We start from the raw sequence: 22601 nt of genomic DNA on the forward strand, positions 1-22601 counted from the left end.
CGCCGGACTGCAGGAAGCACAAGTCCCCGCACCGTTGCGTGACCCCGGCCGCAGAGGCTAGGCTTGCGGTGGGAGGACTGCGCATGACCGACACCCGCCTTACCTTCAAGGAGATGTGCGCGAGGTTCGACGTGACCCCGCGGACGCTGCGCTATTACGAATACATCGAGCTTCTGGCCCCCGAAAAGGAAGGCCGTGCCCGGTTCTACGGGCCGCGTGAACAGGCGCGGATGAAGCTGATCCTGCGCGGGCGGCGGTTCGGGTTCAGCCTTGAGGAAATCCGCCAGTGGCTGCTGATCTACGGCAAAAAGGGCGAACGCCCGCAGCTTGAGGCCTGGCTTCGGCTGGCGGACCGGCAGTTGGTGGAGCTTGACCGGCAGCGGGGAGAGCTGGAGGCGACGCTGGCCGACCTGAGGGTGCTAAGGGAAACGGCGGTCGAGGAGTTGGGGAAGCTGCCGGAAAGCTGAGCCGGCAGCTGTCCCGGGCAGGGACAGGGTCCCCGTCCATGAGAAATCAATCGCTTGGTCTTGCCTCTTTAGGACCTGTTAACTGTTTTGGGCTGCGCCCGGGGCTGGCGGCCGGGGGGTTTCACACCCCCCGGACCCCCGTGGGATATTTTTTCCAGAATGAAAGATGCAGAAGGCGGGTAGGGTTGGTCCCGGTGCGCGGGCTTCCTGGCAGGCTTAAGCCGTGACTTCTGGGTGCCACCACTTCGGACGGCTGGCCTTGTAGGAGTGGCTTTGCGGCTTCAGCGGCAGGAGGTGGGGTTTGTCGAAGGCTCCGGTCAAAAGGGCGACCACGGGCGCATCATCGATTGCGCCGAGAGAGCTGCCGCAGACCGGGCAGAAGGCACGCGAGGAGCGTTCGGAGGAGCGCCAGGTGGCGGGGGCGCCGCCGGGGCCGGTCCAGGTGACGGCCTCGCGCGGATATTCGACCCAGGCGGCGGTCAGCGCGCCGGTGTGGCGCTGGCACATCCGGCAGGAGCAAGTGTGCGGAAAACCCGGGACGCCTTCGGCCCGAAACCGGATGTTGCCGCACAGACAGCCGCCTTCCAGCGCTTTCATTCTTCCCCTCCCTCTGCCTGCGGGAAATCTATTCTGCGCAAACGAAACTGCAACCGGAACGTGCGTTCGCGCAGGCTGCGGAATGACTTCACGTCAGGCGATTTCATGACGTGACGTTACGCTGACGTTAACGTCAACCTGTCTGGTAATGTGTCGTCACAGTGCGCATCTGCCCTCGCAGACATTCTTGACGCACGAGTTCAACATGACCACGACCCGCAGACCCGATCCGGAATCCGACCTGATGACAATCAACAAGATGTGCTCGGCCTATGATGTGACCCCGCGCACGCTGCGATTTTATGAGGCGAAGGAACTGCTTGCCCCGATCCGGCAGGGCACCAAACGGCTGTTCACCCGGCGTGACCGGGCGCGGCTGACGCTTATCCTGCGCGGCAAGCGCTTTGGCTTCAGCCTTGAGGATATCCGCCAGACGCTGGACCTTTACGACCGTGACGGGTCTGACGCGGCGCAGCGCCAGCGGGCCTGCGAAATTGCCCGCGAACGCCTGGTCGTGATGGAGGCGCAGCGGGCCGAGTTGGACGTGGCGATCCGCGAATTGAAGGCCGAACTGGCCAATGCCGATGCCAAGGGCCATGCGCCCCGGCAAGCGGCCGAGTAAGACAGGGAAGGAAGACAGACGATGCCCAGCTACACCGCCCCCGTGAAGGACATGCAATTTCTTCTGCATGAGGTGCTGAAAATCAGCGAAGCCGATATCCCCGGCTATTCCGACATGGATGAGGGGTTTACCGGGGCCGTGCTGGACGAAGCTGGCAAGGTTGCCACCGATGTGCTGGCGCCCTTGAATGCTGTCGGCGACCGCGAAGGCTGCGTGCTGGAAAACGGCGTTGTCCGCACCCCCGACGGATTCAAGGCGGCGTTCGACACCCTGCGTGCCGGCGGCTGGATGGCCCTTGATGCGCCGGAGGAATTCGGCGGACAGGGCCTGCCCTACCTGATGCACACGGCAGTGAACGAGACCTTCGTTTCGGCCAACATGGCGTTCAACATGTATCAGGGCCTGACGCATGGCGCGGTCAGCGCGATCCTTGCGCATGGCACGGATGACCAGAAGGCCCGCTGGTTGCCAAAGATGGTGTCCTGCGAATGGACCGGCACGATGAACCTGACCGAACCGCATTGCGGCACCGATCTGGGGATGATGCGGACCAAGGCCGAACCGCAGGCCGATGGCAGCTACCAGATCACCGGGCAGAAGATCTTCATCTCGGCCGGGGATCACGACTTGGCGGAAAACATCGTCCATCTGGTGCTGGCCAAGGCCCCCGGCGGGGGTGAGGGGACCAAGGGGATCAGCCTGTTCATTGTGCCGAAGGTTCTGGTGAACGAAGACGGCAGCCTTGGGGCGCGCAACGCGGTTTCGGTTGGCAAGGTCGAAGAAAAGATGGGGATTCACGGCAATTCGACCTGCGTGATGAACTATGACGGGGCGACCGGCTGGCTTTTGGGCGATCTGCACAAGGGCATGCGGGCGATGTTCACCATGATGAACGAGGCCCGGCTGGGCGTGGGTCTGCAGGGCTATGCGCAGGCGGAAGCCGCGTATCAGAACGCGCTTGCCTATGCCAAGGACCGGCTGCAGGGCCGGGCGGTGACCGGGGCGGAAAACCCGGGTGGTCCGGCGGACCCGTTGATCGTCCACCCCGACATCCGCCGCAACCTGATGGAGCAGAAAAGCTTTGTCGAAGGCGCGCGGGCCTTCACCTTCTGGGGGGCCACGCTGATTGACCGCCATGTGCGGATGCATGACGCGGCGGCGGATGGGCTTATCGGGCTGTTGACCCCAGTCATCAAGGGGTTCCAGACCGACAAGGGTTTCGACATGGCGGTGCAGGCCCAGCAGGTGTTCGGCGGGCACGGCTATATCGAGGAATGGGGCATGTCCCAATTCGCCCGCGATGCCCGGATTGCGATGATCTATGAAGGTGCCAACGGCGTGCAGGCGCTCGACCTTGTGGGCCGCAAGCTGGCCTCGGATGGTGGCAAGCATGTCATGGCGTTCTTTGACCTCGTGAAGGCCGAGATCAAGGCGCATGAGGGCGATGCGCGGATGAAGGGCCTGGTGGAACCCCTGAAGGTTGCGTCGAAGCAGCTGCAGGCGGCGGGGATGTATTTCATGGGTCAGATGAAGACCCCGAATGCGGCTCTGGCGGGGTCCAACGATTTCATGCACATGATGGGGCATGTCTGCCTTGGCCTGATGTGGGTGCGGATGGCGGCGGCGGCCTATGCGGCCTTGGACGCAGGGGCTGGCGACCGGGCGTTCTATGAAGCCAAGATCGCGACGGGACGGTTCTACATGGCGCGGCAGTTGCCGGCCTGCGGGATGCATCTGGCGCGGATCGAATCCGGGGCAGAGACGGTAATGGCGCTGGCGGCCGAGGCGTTCTGACGCCTTGCAGGGGGGATGATGCCACGAAAGTTTCGCCTGACCCGCCGGTTCGCGGCCGCGATGACCGAAGACGGCTATCGCGCGCTGCGGCGGTTTTCAGCCGACACCGGGCTGGAGGAGGGCGAGGCCCTGTCCTTCCTGTTCGAGAACCTGACTGCTGTGGTGGACGCAGAGGAACTTGCCGCGCGCCTGCGGCAGTTTCGCACCGATCTTGAGGCGCGCAAGGCGTAAAGCCGTCCGGCCCGGGGAGGGGCCCAGCCAGTGAACCAACCGATGAAACTGTACTGCTTCGGCGAAAGCGGCAACGCCTACAAATGCGCCCTTGCGCTGGAAATGGCCGACCTGGAATGGGAGCCGATCCATGTCGACTTCTTCAAGGGCGAGGCGCGCAGTCCCGAGTATCGCGCGATCAACGAAATGGGCGAAGTGCCGGTTCTGATCGATGGTGACACGACGCTGACGCAGTCTGGGGTGATCCTGGACTACATCAGCTCAAAGACCGGCAAACTAGGCGGGCGGTCCGCAGCCGAAAGGCGTGAAGTTCTGCGCTGGCTGTTCTGGGACAATCACAAGCTTTCGACCCAGATCGGGACGACCCGGTTTCTGATGAACTTTCTTGCGGCGGATAAGCGCCCCGAGGGTGTGATCCCTTTCCTGCAGGGCCGCCTGAAGGCGGCCTACACCGTGTTGAACGACCATCTGGCCAACCGCAACTGGGTGGCGGGTGAGGCGGTGACCATCGCCGACCTGTCGTGCTGCGGCTACCTTTACTACCCCGAACCCTACGGCTTTGACCGCGCCGACTGGCCCAATATCGACCACTGGCTGGACCGGATCGCGGCCCTGCCGGGCTGGAAACACCCCTATGACCTGATGCAGCGGGCCTTGCCTGCCGCGACCGCCTGAGGAGACCGATGATGTCCGATGCCTATATCTACGATGCCGTTCGCAGCCCCCGTGGCAAGGGGCGGGCCGATGGGTCGCTGCACGAGCTGACCTCGGTCGCGCTGTCAGCCAAGGTGCTGAATGCGGTGAAGGAGCGGAACGGGCTGGAAGGGCATGTCATCGAAGACGTGATCTGGGGCAATGTCACGCAAGTGGGCGAACAGGGTGGCTGTCTGGCGCGGTCTGCGGTGCTGGCATCGGACCTTGACGAGCGCATCCCCGGCCTTGCGATCAATCGCTTTTGCGCCAGCGGGATGGAGGCGGTGAACCTTGCCGCCAATCAGGTGAAGGCGGGCGCGGGCCATGCCTACATCGCCGGCGGGGTCGAGATGATGGGCCGCGTCGCCATGGGCAGCGACGGGGCGGCGATTGCGGTCGATCCGGGGCTGGCGATGAAGACCTACTTCGTGCCGCAGGGGATTTCTGCCGACATCATCGCCACCGAATACGGCTTTACCCGCGACGACGCCGACGCGCTGGCGGTGGAATCGCAACGCCGGGCGGTCAAGGCGTGGGAGGAGGGGCGGTTCGCCAAATCCGTCCTGACGATCCGCGACCAGAACGGGCTGACCATTCTGGACCGCGACGAATACATCCGCCCCGGCACTGACATGCAGACGCTGGGTGCCTTGAAACCGGCCTTCAAGGACATGGGCGAAGTCATGCCGGGCTTCGACAAGGTGGCGATGCTGAAGTATCCGCATCTGGAACGGATCCACCATATCCACCACGCCGGAAACTCCAGCGGGATCGTCGATGGGGCCGCTGCGCTGCTGATCGGCGATGCCGAATTCGGCCGGGCGCATGGCCTGACCCCGCGCGCCCGCATCCGCGCGACGGCAAAGATCGGGACCGACCCGACGATCATGCTGACGGGCCCGGTGCCCGCCACGGAAAAGATCCTGCGCGACAGCGGGATGTCCATCGCGGACATTGATCTGTTCGAGGTGAACGAAGCCTTTGCATCCGTCGTGCTGCGGTTCCAGCAGGCGTTCGACGTGGACCCGGGCATCGTGAATGTGAACGGCGGATCCATCGCCATGGGCCATCCGCTGGGGGCCACCGGGGCGATCATCATCGGCACGCTGCTGGACGAACTGGAGCGGACCGGCACCTCGGTTGGTCTTGCCACGCTGTGCATTGCCAGTGGCATGGGGGCCGCGACCATCATCGAAAGGGTCTGATCCGATGCAGCCACCGGTCCTTGCAAAGCCAGAGTGGACACAATACTGCCTTCATCTTGCCATTTCGGCACCTGACAGTGTCAAGATAAAGTTTAAATACGGCGAATCGTCTGCGCCGAAGTCAGACATCAACCACGATTACGGGCATCGCCGTGCAGTATTCGGAAGTCATCGCGCAGATGAAACGCAGGGCAGATTGCCTTCTGCGCGGCGATCTGGACAATCTGGTGAAGGAGTATGTCTTTCCCTTTCCGGTGGATCTTCTGTCGACGCGCTTGGTTGTCTGCAACCCGGAAGACGGGCGTGCGATGCTGGATCTGCAGCGCAAGTCCCTCATCGAACGCGGCGTGACGACATTGCACCCCGAGGTTACGGCGATCGATCTGCCGCGCACCGGTCGGCTGCGGATCTGGGTGGACTGGCACGAAATGGCACCAACGCAGGACGCGGTGCGGGTTTCGTCGGCGGTCTACTACTGCTCGGTCCACGGGGGCCAGCTGAAGTTCGAGATGATCAACTACGTCCGGCTGTCGATGCCGGAGATGCAGCCGCAATTCGCGGCGCTTGCCCTGTCGGCCTAAAGGCAGACCAGCCGCGTTTCGGCGTGGATGCGGGGAAAGGGGGCAGCGATGCCCGTCATTGATCCCAAAACCGTTCCGGTCAAGACCGGGTCAATCTATCCGGAGCCCTATGCGTCGATGATGGCGGGGCGATCGTCGCTTCGGCTTGGGGACGCGGGCGGATTGACCCAGTTCGGCGTCAATCTGGTGACGTTGGAGCCGGGGGCGCTGTCGTCGCTGCGCCATTGGCACCTGCATGAAGACGAGTTCGTGATGGTGACCGAAGGCGCCTGCACCCTGGTATTGGATGCCGGGGAAACGGTGATGCACCCGGGCGATTGCGCCGCGTTTCCGGCGGGAAACCCGGATGGCCACCACTTCATCAACCACACCGATCAGGTGGCGCGGTTTCTGGTCGTGGGCACCAAGGCCCCGCGTGAGGTAGCCACCTATTCCGACGTTGATCTGCGGGTGGAGATTGAGGCTGGAAAGGCCCGCTTTACCTACAAGGACGGCACGGATTGGGAGGGGCCGCGATGACCCCGGCATGGGCAGCCTTGTCGCACGCCGTCCCTGACGTCCGGGCGATCCGCTTCGGCAAGGGGATGCGGGCATGATTGTCGATGTGGCCAACGCGCCATCCTCGGCCCGGGCGGGGCTGCACACTCTGCACCTTTCGGCTGCAGGGGGGCTGACCCAGTTCGGCGCCTATCTTGAAACGCTGGATCCCGGCGCTTGGTCAAGCCGGCGGCACTGGCATTCGGCCGAGGATGAGTTTCTGTATCTGCTGTCCGGCACGGCAACGTTGCACGATGACCATGGGATGACCGACCTGTTTCCCGGGGATGCCGCAGCATGGCGGCACGGTGACCCGAACGCGCACCATCTGACCAATCGGGGCGATGTGCCCTGCCGCTGGCTGATTGTCGGCAGCCGGGCGGCAGGCGATGTCTGCACCTACCCCGATGACGGGCGGCGGCAGGTGAACGGGGAAACCCGCTGGCAGATCGTCGCGGCCGACGGGACGGTGCTGAACGAAGGCGACTTGCCCCCCGATCTGTCGGGGCTGCGCGCGCCTTGGGGCAAGCCTTATGATGGCACGCAGCGCCCGACCATCCTGCCTGCGGGGGCCGTCAAGGCCGAAGTCTGCGGCAGCAACTATCCCGGCGACTGGGCAGAGCTTGGCCTTGCCGAGGATATCGCCCTGTCGGATGCGGCCGGGCTGACCCAGTTCGGCGCCTTTGTCGAGATCCTGTATCCCGGCGCGCGGTCGTCCTTGCGGCACTGGCATGAGGCGGAAGATGAGTTCCTCTATGTGCTGGACGGCACGGTGACGCTGGTTGAGGACGGTGGCCCCCGCCCGATTGGCCCCGGCACGTGTGTGTGCTGGCCTGCAGGGGTGCCCAACGGCCATTGCCTGCGCAATGACGGCGCGGACCCTGTGACGCTGTTCGTTGCCGGCTCGCGCATGCCCGAAGATGTCTGCCGCTATCCCGACATCGACCTGCTTTACCTTCGTCAGAACGGTCAGCGCGGCTTTTACGGGAAGGATGGCACCCCCTATCCCGGGTGGCCCAAGGCGGTGGTGCGATGAGCCGGGCCTTCAGGGGGATGGTCCATGCTGGCAGCTGACATTCTGCAGAAGTTTGTGGACGAGATGGGCGAAGCCGTGATGCGGGAACGCTTTGACGACTATCGTGCCGGCGTCCGTCTGCCGCTGGACATCCTGACGTCGGTGGCGAGCCTGACCGTATCGACGGTTGAGGACCTGCGGGGCGGATTTGACGACTTTACCGAGATGCTGCGGAACCGGTCCGTCACCGACATGATCCGCGTCGTCATGGATGCGGGGTTCGAAAGCCCCGACTGCGTCGTCGGCATTTACGAGACTAACCTCCTCAGCGGCGACCAGCATGTCGTGCCGCCGTTCTATTCGAAGATGTGGCTGTGTCGCAGCGGCGATGCGTGGCAGGCCACCAAGATTCACAACACGACCCAGGACCATCGCTGGCCGATGCTCTTGTCCAGGGTCAATCCTGTCCAATGGCCTCCGAAGGAGCTTATCCAATGACCGATTTCACCATGACCACCGATGCCGATGGCGTTGCCACGATCACTTGGGATGTGGCGTCCAAATCCATGAACGTCATGTCGACCGAGGCGTTCATGGCCCTGTCCGGGCTGGTTGATCAGGCGCTGGCTGATGCGGCGGTCAAGGGGATCATCCTGACCTCGGGCAAGAAGGACTTTGCCGGGGGGATGGACCTGAACGTCATCGCGCGGATGCGGGCCGGGGGGGCGCAGGCGATCTTTGACGGCGTGATGCAGATGCATCAGGTGTTGCGCAAGATCGAACGGGCCGGGATGGACCCGAAGACGCTCAAGGGCGGCAAGCCGATTGTCGCGGCTTTGCCCGGCACGGCGCTGGGGATCGGGCTGGAACTGCCGCTGTCCTGCCATCGGATCATTGCCGCCGAGAACCCGCGCGCCAAGATCGGGCTGCCGGAAATCATGGTAGGCATCTTCCCCGGCGCGGGCGGCACCACGCGGCTGTCGCGCAAGCTGGGCGCGATGATGGCCGCGCCCTTCCTGCTGGAGGGTAAGCTAGTTGACCCAAAGGCCGCCAAATCCGCCGGGCTGATCGATGAGGTTGTCGCCCCCGAGGCGCTGCTGGCCCGCGCGAAGGAATGGGTGCTGTCGGCAACGGACGCGGACCTTGTGAAGCCGTGGGATGCCAAGGGCTACAAGATGCCAGGCGGCGCGCCCTATCACCCGGCGGGGTTCATGACCTTCGTCGGCGCGTCCGCTATGGTGCATGGCAAGACGATGGGGGTCTATCCCGCGGCCAAGGCCCTGTTGGCGGCGGTCTATGAAGGCGCGCTGGTGCCGTTTGACACCGCGCTGAAGATCGAAGCGCGGCACTTCACCTCGGTCCTGCTGAACCCGTCCTCTTCGGCGATGATCCGCAGCCTGTTCATCAACAAGGAGGCGCTGGAGAAGGGTGCGAACCGGCCCAAGGCGCCGGACCAGTCGGTGAAGAGGCTGGGCGTCATCGGGGCGGGCATGATGGGGGCGGGGATCGCCTATGTCGCGGCCCTTGCCGGGATTGACGTGGTGCTGATCGACGCCAGCCAGGAGTCTGCCGACCGTGGCCGCGCCCATTCCGAAGGGATCCTCGACAAGGGGATGAAGCGCGGCAAGGTGACGGCGGAGAAGAAGGCCGAGGTTCTGGGCCGGATCACCGCCACCACCGACTATGCCGCGCTAAAAGGCTGTGATCTGATCGTAGAAGCAGTGTTCGAAGACCCCAAGGTCAAGGCCGAGGTGACCGCAAAGGTCGAGGCTGTGGTGGGCTCGGACTGCATCTATGCGACGAACACATCGACCTTGCCGATTTCGGGCCTTGCCGGGGCAAGCCAGCGGCCCGAAGGCTTTATCGGCATCCACTTCTTCAGCCCGGTTGACCGGATGAATCTGGTCGAGATCATCCGGGGCGCGAAGACGGGTGACGTGGCGGTGGCCAAGGCGCTGGATTTCGTGCGCCAGATCCGGAAAACCCCGATTGTCGTGAATGACGCGCGGTTCTTCTACGCCAACCGCTGCATCATCCCCTACATCAACGAAGGCATCCGGATGGTGGCCGAAGGCGTGGAACCCGCGCTGGTGGAGAACGCGGCCAAGCTGGTGGGGATGCCACTTGGGCCATTGCAGCTGGTTGATGAAACCTCGATCGACCTTGGGGTGAAGATCGCCAAGGCGACGAAGCAGGCGATGGGCGCTGACTATCCGGACGAGGCGGTGGACAAGGTCCTGTTCTGGATGGCCGATCAGGGGCGGCTGGGGCGGAAATCGAAATCCGGCTTCTATGCCTATGATGACAAGGGTGACCGTCAGGGTCTGTGGGACGGGCTGGAGCAGAAGTATCCGCATGACAAGATGCAGCCAAGCCTGACGGACGTGCAGCACCGGCTGTTGTTCGCGCAGGTGCTGGAGGCGGTGCGGGCGCTGGAAGATGGCGTGTTGACCGACATCCGCGAAGGCGATGTGGGCGCGATCCTTGGCTGGGGCTTTGCGCCATGGTCGGGCGGGCCGTTCAGCTGGCTGGACATCATCGGCGCGCCCCGCGCGGTCGAGATCTGCCGTGGCCTGACGGCGCAGTTCGGCCCGCGCTTCCACGCGCCAGCCCTCTTGCGCGAGATGGCTGAAAAGGGCGAAAGCTTCTACGGCCGGTTCGCTGGCGAAACGCGCGCGGCCTAAGCCTGCGCCACAATTCTTCTGCGAAGAATTGTGGCGTGCCATCGCGGGGAACCTGTGTTGGGCTGGCAGTCTTCGCAGAAGACTGCTGGCTGGCGTCAGGGGTTCAGCAGGTTGGGTGGCGTCCTGCCATCGGCGAAGGCGATCAGGTTGGCCACCGCCATCATCCCCATGCTTTCCCGCACCTCAAGGCAGGCGGTGCCCAGATGGGGCAGAAGGGTCACATTCTCCATCGTCATCAGCGGGGCGGGGACTTTCGGCTCGAACTCATAGACATCAAGCCCTGCGCCAGCGATGCGCCCGGCTTGCAGCGTGTCGATCAGGGCCGCTTCATCCACCACATCGCCCCGGCTGATGTTCACGAAGATGCCTGACGGCTTCATCATCGCCAGCGTCGTTGCGTTGATCAGGTGATGCGTTGCGGCACCCCCCGGGACCGCGACCGCCACAAAATCGGCGGCCATCGCCTCGGCCATGTCGACCTGGCGTGCGGGCATGCCGGGGTCTTCGACCTTGGAGCGGTTGTAGAACACCACCTCCATGTCGAAGCCGAAATGGCAGCGCTTGGCGATGGCCTTGCCGATGCGGCCAAAGCCTATGACGCCCAGACGCTTGCCGGTGACATGGGTGCCCAGCATCTGGACCGGACCCCAGCCCTCCCACTGCCCGGCGCGCAGCAGGCGTTCGCCTTCGCCCAGACGGCGGGCGGTCATCAGGATCAGGCTGAGAGCAATGTCAGCGGTGGCGTCCGTGACAGCGCCGGGGGTGTTGGTCACGGCGATGCCGGCGGCCTTGGCGGCGTCCACATCAATGTGGTTGTAGCCCACGCCGAAGTTGGCAAGGATCTTGGCCCGGGGGTTGGGCACGTCGCCAAACACATCCGGCTGGAACCGGTCCCCCAGCGTGGGCAGCACCAGATCATAGTCGCGCAGCGCGATGCGCAGTTCCTGGGCCGACATCGGGTCCGTCCGGTCACGCATTGTGACGTCAAACCTTGCGCGGGCGGCCTGCAATACGCGGTCGGGCAGGCGGCGGGTGATCAGAAGTGTCTGCATCAGAACAGTTTTCCTCCCAAGGGAACGTCATGGCCGGGGCCGATCAGGACGACCTGGCCGTTTTCATCTGGCACGCCCAAGACCAGAACCTCGGACATCACGGGGCCAATCTGGCGCGGCGGAAAGTTCACCACGGCGAGGACCTGCCGGCCGACCAGCCCCTCGGGCGTGTAATGCGCGGTCAGTTGGGCCGAGGAGCGTTTCTCGCCAATTCCGGGGCCGAAATCGACCCACAGCTTGATCGCGGGTTTCCGCGCCTCGGGGAAGGGTTCGGCGCGGGTGATCTTGCCGACCCGGATGTCGACCGCTTCGAACTGATCGTAGGTGATCATTTCCCAAGCTCCCGGCCCCGGTCGGCGGCGGCTTTGATTGCGCGCTTCAGGAGCGCGGGAAAGCCCGCATCCTCGTCCATCAGAACGGCAAGTGCTGCGGCGGTGGTGCCCCCGGGAGAGGTTACGTTGATCCGCAGTTGCGCGGCGGTTTCCGGCGACCGGAACGCCAGTTCGCCCGCCCCGCAGACGGTGGCGCGGGCCAGTTGCATGGCAACCTCGGGCGGCAAACCTTCGGCGACGCCCGCGGCGGCCATGGTTTCGATCAGGTGAAAGACGTAAGCCGGGCCAGAGCCGGACACGGCAGTCACCGCGTCGATCTGGTGTTCGCCGTCAAGGTCCACGACCTGACCCACGGCGGCCATCAGCTCCCGCGCGAGGGCGAAGCCGTCATCGGTCACATGCGCGTTGCGACACAGCGCGGTGATCCCCCGGCCGACCATCGCCGGGGTGTTGGGCATGGTGCGGACGATGGGGGTCTGCGCACCAAGGGTTGCCTCGAACGTGGCGATGGTGGTGCCTGCGGCGATGGAGATGAACAGCGTGGTGCCATTGCCCATGGCCTGCACGGCGGGTAGCGCCTTGCCCATCATCTGCGGCTTGACCGCCAGCAGGGCGACGGCGGGGGCTTCGGGCAGGCCTTCGTTCAGGTGCACGCCAGTCTGGATCAGCCAGTCGGTCGGGTTGGGTTCCACCACCCAGACCGCATCGACCGGCAGCCCCGCTTCCAGCCAACCGGTCAGCAGTGCGGAGCCCATCTTGCCGCAGCCAAGAAGAACCAGCCCGTCCTGGGCCACCCGATCCAATGCCATGAAACCCCCCATTTTGTCGGGGGACAGGTTAGGCGCGGCCGTAAGCCTCGGCAATGGCGACTTTCATCGCCTCGGCCGGAGTCTCGTTGCCCCAGGCGACCATCTGGAACGCCGGGTAGAACCGCTCCGAGGCCATGACGGCAGAGGCGATAAGCTTGTCGATCTGTTCTGGTGCCACCATCTGACCGCCAGCAAGGAGAAGGCCATAGCGCCAGACCATCAGCTTCTGTTCGGCCCACCAGGTGAAAGCGCCGGTCCAGACCATGTCATTGCAGCGGTTCAGCACGTCATAGAGGCCGCTGACCTTGTCCTCTGGCGGTTCCATCTCGAACGTGCAGATCAGGCGCAGGGTTTCGTCCTGCGGGCTCCAGGCGAGGGTGAGCGAGTAGGTGCGCCACTGACCTTCGACCGCCATGGCGATCTGGTCTTCGGTCACGCGGTCAAATTCCCAGGCGTGGTGTTCGGCCAGCGTTTCGACGATGTCGATCGGGTGCAGATCGTCCATCGTTGCGTAGTCTTCGGAAAGCGACATTGCCCGGCCTCACTATGAAGCTTCAAGCGGGGCGAGACCCACAAGAAGCTGGGTGTCTGGCAAGGGTCTGCGTTTGCCTGACGTGACCCTTACTAGATATGGTGTGGCCAAAGCGGAAGCCTGTAAAGCGATTTCTGCATGAATTAGCTGTGGACAACCGGTTTTCTGTCCAAGGAGAGTCAAAAGAGTCAAAGGCTTGGCAGTCGGTGCCCAAGGGCGGGCGGGTCAGGGCAACTGCGGGTAGAAAAAAGCCCCTGTGCGGGGACGCACAGGGGCATGTCGGCAAGCCCTTGGCCGCTCAGGGGACAGGTTGGCCGGGGCCGGAGCGATGGGGACAGATCGCATTTCCGAACAGCTATGGGTATAGGGCGCGCCGGAATCGGGAATGTGACAGCGGGCCTGGCGGGCGAAGTTTCCTGTGGATGGAATGCGTGGTGCGGTTTGGGGACTTGGTCCTTGGCCGATGCCCCCCACCCTCTCCCTCCCCCACAAGGGGGGAGGGAAGCGCCCGGTTTTGGGGTGTTTGGCCTTACATCGAGCGGGAGCGGATCATTCCGACGACGTCCTTGGTGCGGTCAACGATCGGGCGGGCGATGGCTTCGGCGCGGTCTGCGCCGCGGCCTAGGATGCGGTCAATCTCGGCCGGGTCGGCCATCAGGCGGTTCATCTCGGTCGTGATCGGCGACAGCTTGGCCACGGCGAGATCGGCCAGCGCGGGTTTGAACGTTCCGAACTGTGCACCGGCATAGTCGCGGATCACCTGATCGACCGTGTGGCCGGACAGCGCCGCGTAGATGTTCACCAGATTGCGCGCCTCGGGGCGGTCTTTCAGACCTTCGACGGTTTCCGGCAAAGGCTCCGGATCGGTCTTGGCCTTGCGGATCTTGGCGGCGATGATGTCGGCGCTGTCAGTCAGGTTGATGCGGCTTTGGTCTGAAGGGTCGGATTTCGACATCTTCTTGGTGCCGTCCCGCAAGCTCATCACCCGGGTCGCGGCCCCTTCGATCAGGGGTTCGACGACGGGGAAGTAATCCCCGCCGTAGTCATTGTTGAACTTGATCGCGATGTCGCGCGTCAGTTCCAGATGCTGCTTCTGGTCTTCGCCCACCGGAACCATCGTGGCGTGATAGGCCATGATGTCAGCCGCCATCAGCGACGGATAGGCGTAAAGGCCCAGCGACGCGGCCTCGGCGTTCTTGCCGGCGGTCTTGTCCTTGAACTGGGTCATCCGGTTCATCCAGCCCAGCCGGGCGACGCAGTTGAAGATCCAGGCCAGTTCCGCATGGGCCGAAACCTGCGACTGGTTGAACAGGATCGACCGCGCGGGGTCGATCCCGGCGGCGATGAAGGCGGCCGCACCCTCACGCGTCTGCTGGCGCAGCTTTTCGGGGTCCTGCCAGACGGTGATCGCGTGCAGATCGACAAGGCAGTAGATCGTTTCGATCCCCTCATCCTGCTTTTCGACAAAGCGTTTCAGCGCGCCAAGGTAGTTGCCCAGCGTCAGCCCGCCCGAGGGCTGGATGCCCGAGAAGATGCGGGGTTTGTAGGCTTTTGGCGCCTCGGTGGCCGGGGATGCGGAAGACATGAAAGGCTCCGGTCTGGAATTCACTGACGAACCCGCGTAATCGAAGGGGGCAAGGGCGTCAATTGCCGGGAGCCGACATCGGGCCCGGATACGGACCCGGACGCGGGATGAGGGACAAGATGCAGCCAGATCTGAATGCGGCACCGATCAATCCGTTGCCGATGATTGTTTGGGTGCTGGCCCTGCCCATCGTCGCGATGGAGGTGGTGTTGGCCCTGGCCGAAGCGGGGCTGGTGGGCGGCGCGGGTGGCATCGGCTGGAGGCTGCAGGCGGTGGAGCGGTTCGGGATGTTCCCGGAACTGCTGCGGCGGCAGGTGGAGACGGGGGGGCACCCCTATGAAGACCTCGTGCGGCTGGTGGCCTATCCCTTGGTCCATGGCAGCTTTACCCATGCGCTGTTCGCGGTCGTGATCCTGCTCGCCTTGGGCAAGATGGTGGGCGAGATCTTCCGTTGGTGGGGCGTGGTGGTGGTCTTCCTTGGCCCGGCCATTGCCGGTGGGCTGGTCTACGGCCTCGTGATCCCGGACCTGCGCGCGCCATTGATCGGGGCCTATCCGGCGGTCTACGGGCTGATCGGGGCGTTCACCTTCCTGCTCTGGACCAACCTCGCGCGGAGGGGGGCGAACAAGTACCGGGCGTTCAGCCTGATCGGGGCGCTGCTGTTCTTCCAGCTGGTGTTTGGCGTCCTGTTTGGCGGGACATGGGACTGGGTGGCCGACGTGACAGGCTTTGTCGCCGGGTTCCTGTTGTCCTTTGTCGTCAGCCCGGGCGGTTGGGCCCGGGTTGTGGACATGATCCGTCAGCGCTGACGCCGCAGCGCGCTGCGCAGCTCGACCCAGCTCATGCCGCCGATGGCCATCACGGTGCCAAAGTAGACGGCCATCGCCGTAAGGATCATGCCCAGAAGCACCACGGCCCGTATCCCCCGGCTGTTCAGCGGCCCGGCAAGCAGATGGGACAGCCCCCAAAGGACCAGCCCCATCAAAAGGGCAGCGATGATGATCCGTGGCAGGCGATAGCGGAACCGGTCATCAAACCGCGCGGCATCGCCCATCGCGCGGCTTCCGCGCCAAAGCTGCCAGACCATCACCCAGGCCGACACCGATGTCGCGATGGCCGCGGCCATGAAGCCGATGAGCGGCATCAGCCCAAGGGCAAGGACGGCGTTCACCACCATCGACCAGACGGCAAAGCGGAAGGGGGACCGTGTATCCTCACGCGCGTAGTAAAGCGGCTGCAGCACCTTGTGCAGCACGAAGGCCGGCAGACCCATGCCGTAAGCCGCCAGCGCAATGGCGGTATTGTCCGTCGCCTCTGCCCCGTAAGCGCCGCGCTGGAACAGGACCGAGATGATCGGATAGGCAATCACCACCAGCGCCACGGCGGCAGGAATGGTGAGGAGGAGGGCAAACTCTGTCCCCCGGTTGAAGCTTGCGCGCGAGCCTTCGGCATCGCCCGCCCGCAGGCGCCTTGACAGATCGGGCAGCAGGACGATCCCGATGGCGATCCCCACGACACCAAGCGGCAGTTGGTAGATGCGATCGGCGTTGTACAGCCAGACCACCGCGCCTTCTGTCAGGCTGGCGACTTGGCGACCAACGATCAGGTTGATCTGCACCACCCCGCCTGCCAGCACGGCCGGTGCTGCGATGATGGCCAGGCGTTTCAGCTCCGGCGTCAGGACGGGCCAGCGGAACGGCAGGCGGTAGCCTAGGTGGCGCACGGCAACCCAGGTGACCAGCAACTGCAATACGCCCGACAAGGTGACCGACCAGGCCAGCGTGCGGCCGATGTCCCAGCCCATCCGGTTGGCCAAGATCATGCCGACGATCATGGTGGCCGACAACAGGATTGTCACGACCGAGGTGATGACGAACCGCCCCGCCGCGTTCAGCATCCCGGACAACAGGGCGGTCAGCGAGATGAACAGGATGTAGGGAAAGGCGATCTGGCCCAGCGTCACGGCAAGATCAAAGCGTTCGTCACCGACAAAGCCCGAGGCCATCATGATGACCAGAAGCGGCATCCCCAGAATCGCCAGCACCGAGAACACGGTCAGCAGGGCCGCCATGCCCCAGAAGGCATCACGGGCAAAGGCTTCGGCGTTTTCACCTGCCTCGACCTTCTTGGCGAACATCGGGATGAAGGCGAAGTTGAACGCCCCTTCGGCGAAGAAGCGGCGGAACATGTTGGGCAGGGATTGCGCGATCACAAAGGCCTGCGCCACCGGACCGTCGCCAAGATACTTGGCAAGGAAGATGTCGCGCACCAGCCCGGCGAAGCGGCTGATCAGCGTCCAGAATCCGACAGTCAGAAAGCCCTTGATGATACGGACGGGTTTCATGCAGTGGGAACTTTCCGGTGGTGGGGTTGCTCGTCGAGCACTTCGTGCACTCCTCGTGGCGTGGCACCCTCGCGAGGAGGGCACGAAGTGCTCGACAAGCCTGCCCGCATCATGCCCGTGCCCGTTCCGCGCCTTCGGCAATGGCGGCGCGCAACTTGCGGTCCAGCGCTTCTTGCTTGTGCTTCTGGTGCAGTTTCAGGCCGAACATGTCTTTCACATAGAAAGTATCCACCACCTGCGCCCCATAGGTCGCGATCACGGCACTTGCAATGTAGATATTGTTGGCGGCCAGCGTGCGGGTCAGGTCGTACAGCAGTCCCGGACGGTCGCGGGTGTCCACTTCGATGATGGTGTAGATCTCGGACCCTTCGTTGTCGAAGGTGATGTGGGTGGGAAAGCGAAACTCGCGGTCGCGCTTTTTCAGCTTGTCGCGGTCCTTCAGCGCCTCGCGCGCCACGACTTCGCCGCGCAGGGTCTTGTCGATCATCTGCCGCAGGCGGGGCAGGCGCGTGACCTCATAGGGTTTGCCTTCGGTGTCCTGCACCCAGAAGACGGCGGTCGCATAGCCGTCTTTCGAGGTATAGGTGCGCGCGTCCACCACATTGGCCCCGACCAGCGCCAGCGCGCCCGCAAGGCGGCTGAAGATGCCGGGGTGATCGACCAGCGCGAAACAGGTGCGGGTGGCGTCGCGGTCCGGGTCGGGATGCAGGTCGATGCGGATTTCATTGTCGCCAAGGTCCTGCAGCAGGCTGGCGAAAATCTCATGCGTATTGGTCGACAGACCTTGCCAATAGGGCGCGTAGTGGCGGCTGGTTTCATGGTCAAGCGCCGCCTTGTCCCAGGTTTTCAGCCGGGCGCGCAGGGCATCTTTCGCGTCATCCTTGCGGTTTTCGCGGTTGACGTTTTCCAGCCCGCCTTCCAGCGCCTCGGCCGTCTGCTTGTACAGTTGACGCAGCAGCATGGCCTTCCAGTTGTTCCACGTCCCCGGCCCGACGCCGCGGATGTCACAGACGGTCAGGACGGTCAGAAGGTCCAGCCGCTTGCGGGTCTTCACCGCCTTGGCAAAGTCGCGCACGGTGCGGGGGTCACCAATGTCGCGCTTTTGCGCCATGTCGGACATCAGAAGGTGATAGCGCACCAGCCATTCGACCGTTTCACATTCCTCCGGCTCCAGCCCCAGCCTTGGGGCGATGCGGCGTGCCATCTGCGCGCCAAGGATCGAATGATCCTCAGGTCGCCCCTTGCCGATGTCATGAAGCAATAGCGCCACATAGATCACCCGGCGGCTTACCCCGTCCTTCAGGATGCCCGAAGCAACGGGCAGTTCCTCCACCAGCTCGCCCCGTTCGATCTGGGCAAGGCAGCTGATGGTCTGGATGATGTGCTCGTCCACCGTGTAGTGGTGGTAGACGTTGAACTGCATCATCGCGACGATGGGTTCGAATTCCGGGATGAAGGCGGACAGCACGCCCAGCTCGTTCATCCGGCGCAAGCTGCGTTCCGGGTTGCCGTGCTTGAGCAGCAGATCAAGGAAGATACGCCGCGCTTCGGGATCGTCGCGCATGTCTTCGTCGATCAGGTCAAGGTTGGCCGCCAGCAGCCGCATGATGTTGGGGTGAAGAAGGTAGCCCGTGCGCAGCGCCTCTTCGAACACCCGCAGCAGGTTCAGCTTGTCGGCCAGAAAGGCCTGCGGGTCGGTCACGTCGATCCGGCCCTGCACCAGCTTGTAGCCGGGCCTGACCTGCTTGGTGCGCTTGAAGATGCCAAACAGGCTGGCTTCGCGCTTGGCGTGGCGGGCCTCAAGTTCAGTCAGGAAGATCCGGGTCAGTTCGCCCACGCGGGTGGCCTGACGGAAGTAGTCCTGCATGAAATGCTCCACCGCGCGCCTGCCGCCGGTGTCGCGGTAGCCCATGCGCGCCGCGACCTCGACCTGCAGGTCGAAGGACAGGACATCGGTCGCGCGGCCGGTGACGTAGTGCAGATGGCAGCGTACGGCCCAAAGGAAATCTTCGGCCCGGGCGAAGGTATCAAACTCCTCGCGCGACAACAGACCCGCGGCGACCAGCCCTTCCGAGGAGGGCACGCGGTGCAGGTACTTGCCGATCCAGTAAAGCGTCTGCAGGTCGCGCAGGCCGCCTTTGCCCTCCTTCACGTTCGGTTCCAGCACATAGCGCTGGCCACCCTGCCGCTTGTGGCGTTCGGCGCGTTCGGCCAGCTTTGCCTCGATGAACTCGGGGCCCGAATTCTTGAACAGGTCGGACCAGAGCTTCGTGTCCAGCTCCGCCGCAAGCGGGGCATGACCGCAGATGAAGCGATGCTCCAGCAGGGCGGTGCGGATGGTGATATCCTCGCGGCCAAGGCGGATGCAGTCCTTCACCGTGCGGCTGGAATGGCCGACCTTCAGCTTCAGGTCCCACAGGATGTACAGCATCGTCTCGATGACGCTTTCGGCCCAGGGGGTGATCTTCCAGGGCGTCAGGAACAAAAGGTCCACGTCGGAATGCGGGGCCATCTCGGCCCGGCCGTAGCCGCCAACGGCAAGGACGGCGATCCGTTCGGATTCGGTCGGGTTCGGAACCGGGTGCAAGTGGATGGCCGCCGCCAAGGCCGTCTGAACCAGCGCATCGGTCAACAAGGACTGCGCCGCGATCAGCCCGCGCGCCGCGCGCGGGGTGGCCATGAAGGCGGCATCCAGCGCCGTCGCTGTTGCAGCTTTGGCGGCGGACAAGTCCTTGACGACCAGCGCCCGCGCTTCCTTTGGGTCTTGCGCCCCGGCAAGCGATTGCAGGACACGCGCGGTCAGGTCCCCGGCGTCAGGCACCACCTGGGCTGCCAGCCCCGCAGTGCTCTGCGGCGCAGGGACAGCCCCGACCAGCGCGGTCATGCCGTCAGAACCCGGCGCCGGCAAAGCTGCGAGGCGCGGAGTCGATGACCACAACCTGGTTGCTGCGGATCTGCGCCACCGCAAGACCGCGTTCGTTGGTGCCGTTCGGCAACAGCCGGAAGATGCCCGAAACGCCCGCGAACCCGGCGGATTGCGTCAGTGCCGCGCGCGAGATCGGCGCGCCATTGCTGGACCGCGCCAGCGCCCCGATGGCGGCGATTCCGTCATAGGCAAGCCCCGCCACGGCCGAAGGGCTGGTGCCATAGGCCGCAAGGTAGCGCGATTGGAACTGTGCCTGCAGGCCGGGGTCCGGCATGGCGAACCAGCCGCCCTGGACGCCCGGAAGTGCCAGCGTGGCAGGCGGAATATCCCAGCGCGTCAGGCCGATGAACTGCGTGCTGGCGCGGTCGATCCCGTTGTCTACCAGAAGCTGCGACAAAAGCGGCAGCGCCCCCGCGGTGTCGGCCGTCAGGAACAGGGCCGTCGCGCCGGACGACCGCGCCGAGCTGACAATGCCGGTTGCGGCCTGAACGATCCCGTTTTGCGAGAATTCATACGAGGTCACGCCAACGACCGACCCACCGGCAGCAGCCACCCCACGCTCGATCGCGGCCTTGCCAACCTCGCCGGCGACGTTGCGGTCATGCACGATCAGGATCTTCGACTTGCCGCTGCGCACGGCAAAACTGGCCAGCCTGCGGGCCGTGTTGTCAAAGGTCTGGCCCAGAACAAAGACGTTGCCCCCGGCAATGGCGGCATTGTTGGAAAAGGCCAGCACGTTCACGCCGGAACTGGCGACAGCGACGCCTGCTGCGTTCGCTTCTTCGGAATAGAACGGGCCGAGGATGACTTGCGCCCCCTCATCCACCGCCTGCTTCGCCAGCGCCGAGGCTTGCGCCGGGCTGCCGCCCGTCCGGTAGACACGCAGGTCGATCGTCACGCCGCTCAGGTCGGCCATTGCCAGACGCGCGGCATTCTCAAGATTCTGGCCAAACAGTTCGTCCTGCGACTGGCCTGACCCTGACGGGACCAGCAACGCCACCTGCACAGTACCACCTGAGCCGGTGGCAGGACCGGTCGACGTGCCCCCGACCGGCACGCAGGCCGACAGCACCACCGCGCAAAGCACGAGGAAAGACCGACCCAGCGACTTGCGGGTCCGATGAATAACGGACAACATGAAGGTTCCTCACTCTGCAACGGCACGGCGAACACGCGCCTGGACTTTCGCAAGTCAAGGTAATGGGTTCGGAAAGGGAAGTAAACTTGTGAGGCAGTCAACAGACCCGACCGAGACAGGACACAAACCCGCCCTGCGCGCCATTCCGCCGGGGCTGCATTTCGTGTCGACGCCAATCGGCGCGGCCCGCGACATCACGCTGCGGGCGCTGGATGTGCTGGCAGGGGCGGATGTGCTGGTGGCCGAGGATACGCGCACATTGCGCCATCTGATGGAGATTCATGGCGTCGCCCTGGGCGGGCGTCCGCTGATCGCCTATCACGACCATAGCGGCGACGCGACGGTGGCCCGCCTGCTTGGGCTGATCGGCGAAGGCCGCAGCGTGGCCTATGCGTCCGAAGCGGGAACGCCGCTGATCTCGGACCCCGGGTTCGAACTGGCGCGGGCAGCAGCGGCGGCCGGATTGCCGATGTCCGCAGCCCCCGGCCCCTGCGCCGCGATCTGCGCCCTGACCCTGTCGGGCCTGCCGACGGACCGGTTTCTGTTCGCAGGCTTTGCACCGGCCGCCCAAGGGGCCCGGCGGACGTTTCTGGCGGAACTTTCAGGCGTGAAGGCAACGCTGATCCTTTACGAAAGCCCCAAGCGTCTGAAGTCGCTGCTGGCAGACATGGTGCAGGCCCTGGGCGCGGAGCGAGAGGCCGTTGTCTGTCGGGAATTGACCAAACGCTTCGAGGAAGTCTCGCGCGGATCGCTCGCCACATTGGCGGCGGCTTTTGCCGAAAGGGACATCAAGGGCGAGATCGTGGTCCTTGTTGACCGCGCCGCAGACGTGGTGGCCGGCAAGGACACGGTCGAGGCGGCGCTGCTGAAGGCGCTTGCCTCGATGAGCGTTAAGGATGCAGCAACTTCTGTGTCGCAAACTCTGGGGGTATCGCGCAAGATTGTGTACCGGATCGCGCTTGATCTTGACCGGACCCGATCTGACAGCGCCCCATCCTGAGGATGCCATGCCTTTCGACTTCGCCCCTGATCCAATCGCGCGCACCAAATCAGCCCGGGGAAAGACAAACTATCTTGCCGGGCTTGCGGCCGAGGCGGCCGTGGCTCGTCGATATGAAGACAGGGGCATCCCGATCTGTGCCCGCCGCTGGCGCGGCCTGACCGGTGAGATTGATCTGATCGGGCGTTCCGGGGATGAGGTCATCTTTGTCGAAGTCAAGCAAAGCCGCACCCATGATCTTGCCGCCTCGCACATCTCGCAGGCGCAAATCGCCCGGATCTTCGTGACTGTCGACGAATTTCTGGCAGGGGAACCAAAGGGTTTGCTGACCGATGTCCGGATTGACCTTGCGCTGGTCGACGGGCAGGGCCGGATCGAAGTTGTGGAAAACGCCTTCGCGGGTTGAATTGCATCTTTCGGCGCCATGGGCCATCACTCGGCTACAAGCCAATGGAGC

23 protein-coding genes are annotated in these 22601 nt (G+C 64.3%); 14 read left to right on the top strand and 9 right to left on the bottom strand.

The genetic code is table 11. The annotated features are described in order from the left end of the window. Nucleotides 1–83 precede the first annotated feature (83 nt). Nucleotides 84–467, top strand: coding sequence for a MerR family transcriptional regulator (locus tag EI545_RS13860; protein ID WP_125326021.1), 384 nt, complete (start codon nucleotides 84–86; stop codon nucleotides 465–467). A gap of 216 nt (nucleotides 468–683) precedes the next feature. Here the strand turns inward: EI545_RS13860 and EI545_RS13865 are convergent, their stop codons facing one another. Beyond that, a complete protein-coding gene (locus EI545_RS13865) occupies nucleotides 684–1064 on the bottom strand; it encodes a GFA family protein (protein WP_125326022.1) in 381 nt (126 codons plus the stop codon). Nucleotides 1065–1269: 205 nt separating this feature from the next. Here EI545_RS13865 and EI545_RS13870 point away from each other — a divergent pair, with 205 nt between their 5' ends. The 10 genes from EI545_RS13870 (at nucleotide 1270) to EI545_RS13915 (ending at nucleotide 10426) form a co-directional block, all read left to right on the top strand. Beyond that, nucleotides 1270–1686, top strand: coding sequence for a MerR family transcriptional regulator (locus tag EI545_RS13870; RefSeq protein WP_245990038.1), 417 nt, complete (start codon nucleotides 1270–1272; stop codon nucleotides 1684–1686). A gap of 21 nt (nucleotides 1687–1707) precedes the next feature. After that, nucleotides 1708–3480, top strand: a complete 1773-nt coding sequence (locus tag EI545_RS13875; RefSeq protein WP_125326023.1) for an acyl-CoA dehydrogenase C-terminal domain-containing protein — start codon at nucleotides 1708–1710, stop codon at nucleotides 3478–3480. 18 nt (nucleotides 3481–3498) lie between these two features. After that, complete coding sequence (locus EI545_RS13880; RefSeq protein WP_125327515.1) at nucleotides 3499–3711, top strand: hypothetical protein; 213 nt, start codon at nucleotides 3499–3501, stop codon at nucleotides 3709–3711. Between the two features lie 42 nt (nucleotides 3712–3753). Beyond that, on the top strand, nucleotides 3754–4386 hold the full coding sequence (locus tag EI545_RS13885; RefSeq protein ID WP_125326024.1) for a glutathione S-transferase family protein: 633 nt from the start codon (nucleotides 3754–3756) through the stop codon (nucleotides 4384–4386). An 11-nt stretch (nucleotides 4387–4397) separates the two neighbouring features. After that, complete coding sequence (locus EI545_RS13890; protein WP_125327517.1) at nucleotides 4398–5609, top strand: acetyl-CoA C-acetyltransferase; 1212 nt, start codon at nucleotides 4398–4400, stop codon at nucleotides 5607–5609. A gap of 152 nt (nucleotides 5610–5761) precedes the next feature. Then, complete coding sequence (locus tag EI545_RS13895; RefSeq protein WP_125326025.1) at nucleotides 5762–6190, top strand: hypothetical protein; 429 nt, start codon at nucleotides 5762–5764, stop codon at nucleotides 6188–6190. A 48-nt stretch (nucleotides 6191–6238) separates the two neighbouring features. Further along, nucleotides 6239–6709, top strand: coding sequence for a cupin domain-containing protein (locus EI545_RS13900; RefSeq protein ID WP_125326026.1), 471 nt, complete (start codon nucleotides 6239–6241; stop codon nucleotides 6707–6709). 73 nt (nucleotides 6710–6782) lie between these two features. Next, nucleotides 6783–7763 (top strand): cupin domain-containing protein, encoded by a 981-nt coding sequence (locus EI545_RS13905; RefSeq protein ID WP_216842446.1) that lies wholly within the window; start codon nucleotides 6783–6785, stop codon nucleotides 7761–7763. A 24-nt stretch (nucleotides 7764–7787) separates the two neighbouring features. Then, nucleotides 7788–8240 carry a hypothetical protein gene (locus EI545_RS13910; protein ID WP_125326027.1) on the top strand — a complete coding sequence of 151 codons (453 nt, stop codon included), beginning with the start codon at nucleotides 7788–7790 and terminating at the stop codon, nucleotides 8238–8240. Beyond that, nucleotides 8237–10426, top strand: coding sequence for a 3-hydroxyacyl-CoA dehydrogenase NAD-binding domain-containing protein (locus tag EI545_RS13915; RefSeq protein WP_125326028.1), 2190 nt, complete (start codon nucleotides 8237–8239; stop codon nucleotides 10424–10426). Before EI545_RS13910 ends, EI545_RS13915 begins: the two co-directional genes overlap by 4 nt. A gap of 95 nt (nucleotides 10427–10521) precedes the next feature. Here the strand turns inward: EI545_RS13915 and EI545_RS13920 are convergent, their stop codons facing one another. The 5 genes from EI545_RS13920 to trpS all read right to left on the bottom strand — a co-directional run bounded on the left by EI545_RS13920 (nucleotide 10522) and on the right by trpS (nucleotide 14736). Further along, nucleotides 10522–11478 carry a 2-hydroxyacid dehydrogenase gene (locus EI545_RS13920; protein ID WP_125326029.1) on the bottom strand — a complete coding sequence of 319 codons (957 nt, stop codon included), beginning with the start codon at nucleotides 11476–11478 and terminating at the stop codon, nucleotides 10522–10524. Beyond that, nucleotides 11478–11810 (bottom strand): tRNA-binding protein, encoded by a 333-nt coding sequence (locus EI545_RS13925; RefSeq protein WP_125326030.1) that lies wholly within the window; start codon nucleotides 11808–11810, stop codon nucleotides 11478–11480. The genes EI545_RS13920 and EI545_RS13925 overlap by 1 nt, the downstream gene beginning before the upstream one ends. Continuing rightward, nucleotides 11807–12619 (bottom strand): pyrroline-5-carboxylate reductase, encoded by an 813-nt coding sequence (gene proC / locus EI545_RS13930; RefSeq protein ID WP_125326031.1) that lies wholly within the window; start codon nucleotides 12617–12619, stop codon nucleotides 11807–11809. Before proC ends, EI545_RS13925 begins: the two co-directional genes overlap by 4 nt. 28 nt (nucleotides 12620–12647) lie before the next feature. Continuing rightward, nucleotides 12648–13151: a type III secretion system chaperone family protein gene (locus EI545_RS13935; protein ID WP_125326032.1), complete on the bottom strand. Its 504-nt coding sequence runs from the start codon at nucleotides 13149–13151 to the stop codon at nucleotides 12648–12650. Nucleotides 13152–13680: 529 nt separating this feature from the next. Beyond that, complete coding sequence (trpS, locus tag EI545_RS13940) at nucleotides 13681–14736, bottom strand: tryptophan--tRNA ligase (protein WP_125326033.1); 1056 nt, start codon at nucleotides 14734–14736, stop codon at nucleotides 13681–13683. A gap of 119 nt (nucleotides 14737–14855) precedes the next feature. On the opposite strand from trpS, the gene EI545_RS13945 reads away from it, so the two are divergent. Beyond that, nucleotides 14856–15545 carry a rhomboid family intramembrane serine protease gene (locus tag EI545_RS13945; RefSeq protein ID WP_125326034.1) on the top strand — a complete coding sequence of 230 codons (690 nt, stop codon included), beginning with the start codon at nucleotides 14856–14858 and terminating at the stop codon, nucleotides 15543–15545. On the opposite strand, the gene murJ is transcribed toward EI545_RS13945, so the two are convergent. From murJ to EI545_RS13960, 3 genes are all read right to left on the bottom strand, one after another. Next, nucleotides 15536–17080 carry a murein biosynthesis integral membrane protein MurJ gene (gene murJ / locus EI545_RS13950; RefSeq protein WP_125326035.1) on the bottom strand — a complete coding sequence of 515 codons (1545 nt, stop codon included), beginning with the start codon at nucleotides 17078–17080 and terminating at the stop codon, nucleotides 15536–15538. The genes EI545_RS13945 and murJ overlap by 10 nt on opposite strands. Before the next feature lie 109 nt (nucleotides 17081–17189). Continuing rightward, nucleotides 17190–19964, bottom strand: a complete 2775-nt coding sequence (locus EI545_RS13955) for a [protein-PII] uridylyltransferase (RefSeq protein ID WP_125326036.1) — start codon at nucleotides 19962–19964, stop codon at nucleotides 17190–17192. Between the two features lie 4 nt (nucleotides 19965–19968). Next, a complete protein-coding gene (locus EI545_RS13960; RefSeq protein ID WP_125326037.1) occupies nucleotides 19969–21144 on the bottom strand; it encodes a penicillin-binding protein activator in 1176 nt (391 codons plus the stop codon). 88 nt (nucleotides 21145–21232) lie between these two features. On the opposite strand from EI545_RS13960, the gene rsmI reads away from it, so the two are divergent. Both rsmI and EI545_RS13970 read left to right on the top strand, forming a co-directional pair. Next, on the top strand, nucleotides 21233–22144 hold the full coding sequence (gene rsmI / locus EI545_RS13965; protein WP_245990042.1) for a 16S rRNA (cytidine(1402)-2'-O)-methyltransferase: 912 nt from the start codon (nucleotides 21233–21235) through the stop codon (nucleotides 22142–22144). A 7-nt stretch (nucleotides 22145–22151) separates the two neighbouring features. Continuing rightward, a complete protein-coding gene (locus tag EI545_RS13970) occupies nucleotides 22152–22550 on the top strand; it encodes a YraN family protein (protein ID WP_125326039.1) in 399 nt (132 codons plus the stop codon). Nucleotides 22551–22601: the final 51 nt, after the last annotated feature.

The sequence above is a fragment of the Tabrizicola piscis genome, assembly GCF_003940805.1.
Lineage (GTDB): Bacteria > Pseudomonadota > Alphaproteobacteria > Rhodobacterales > Rhodobacteraceae > Tabrizicola > Tabrizicola piscis.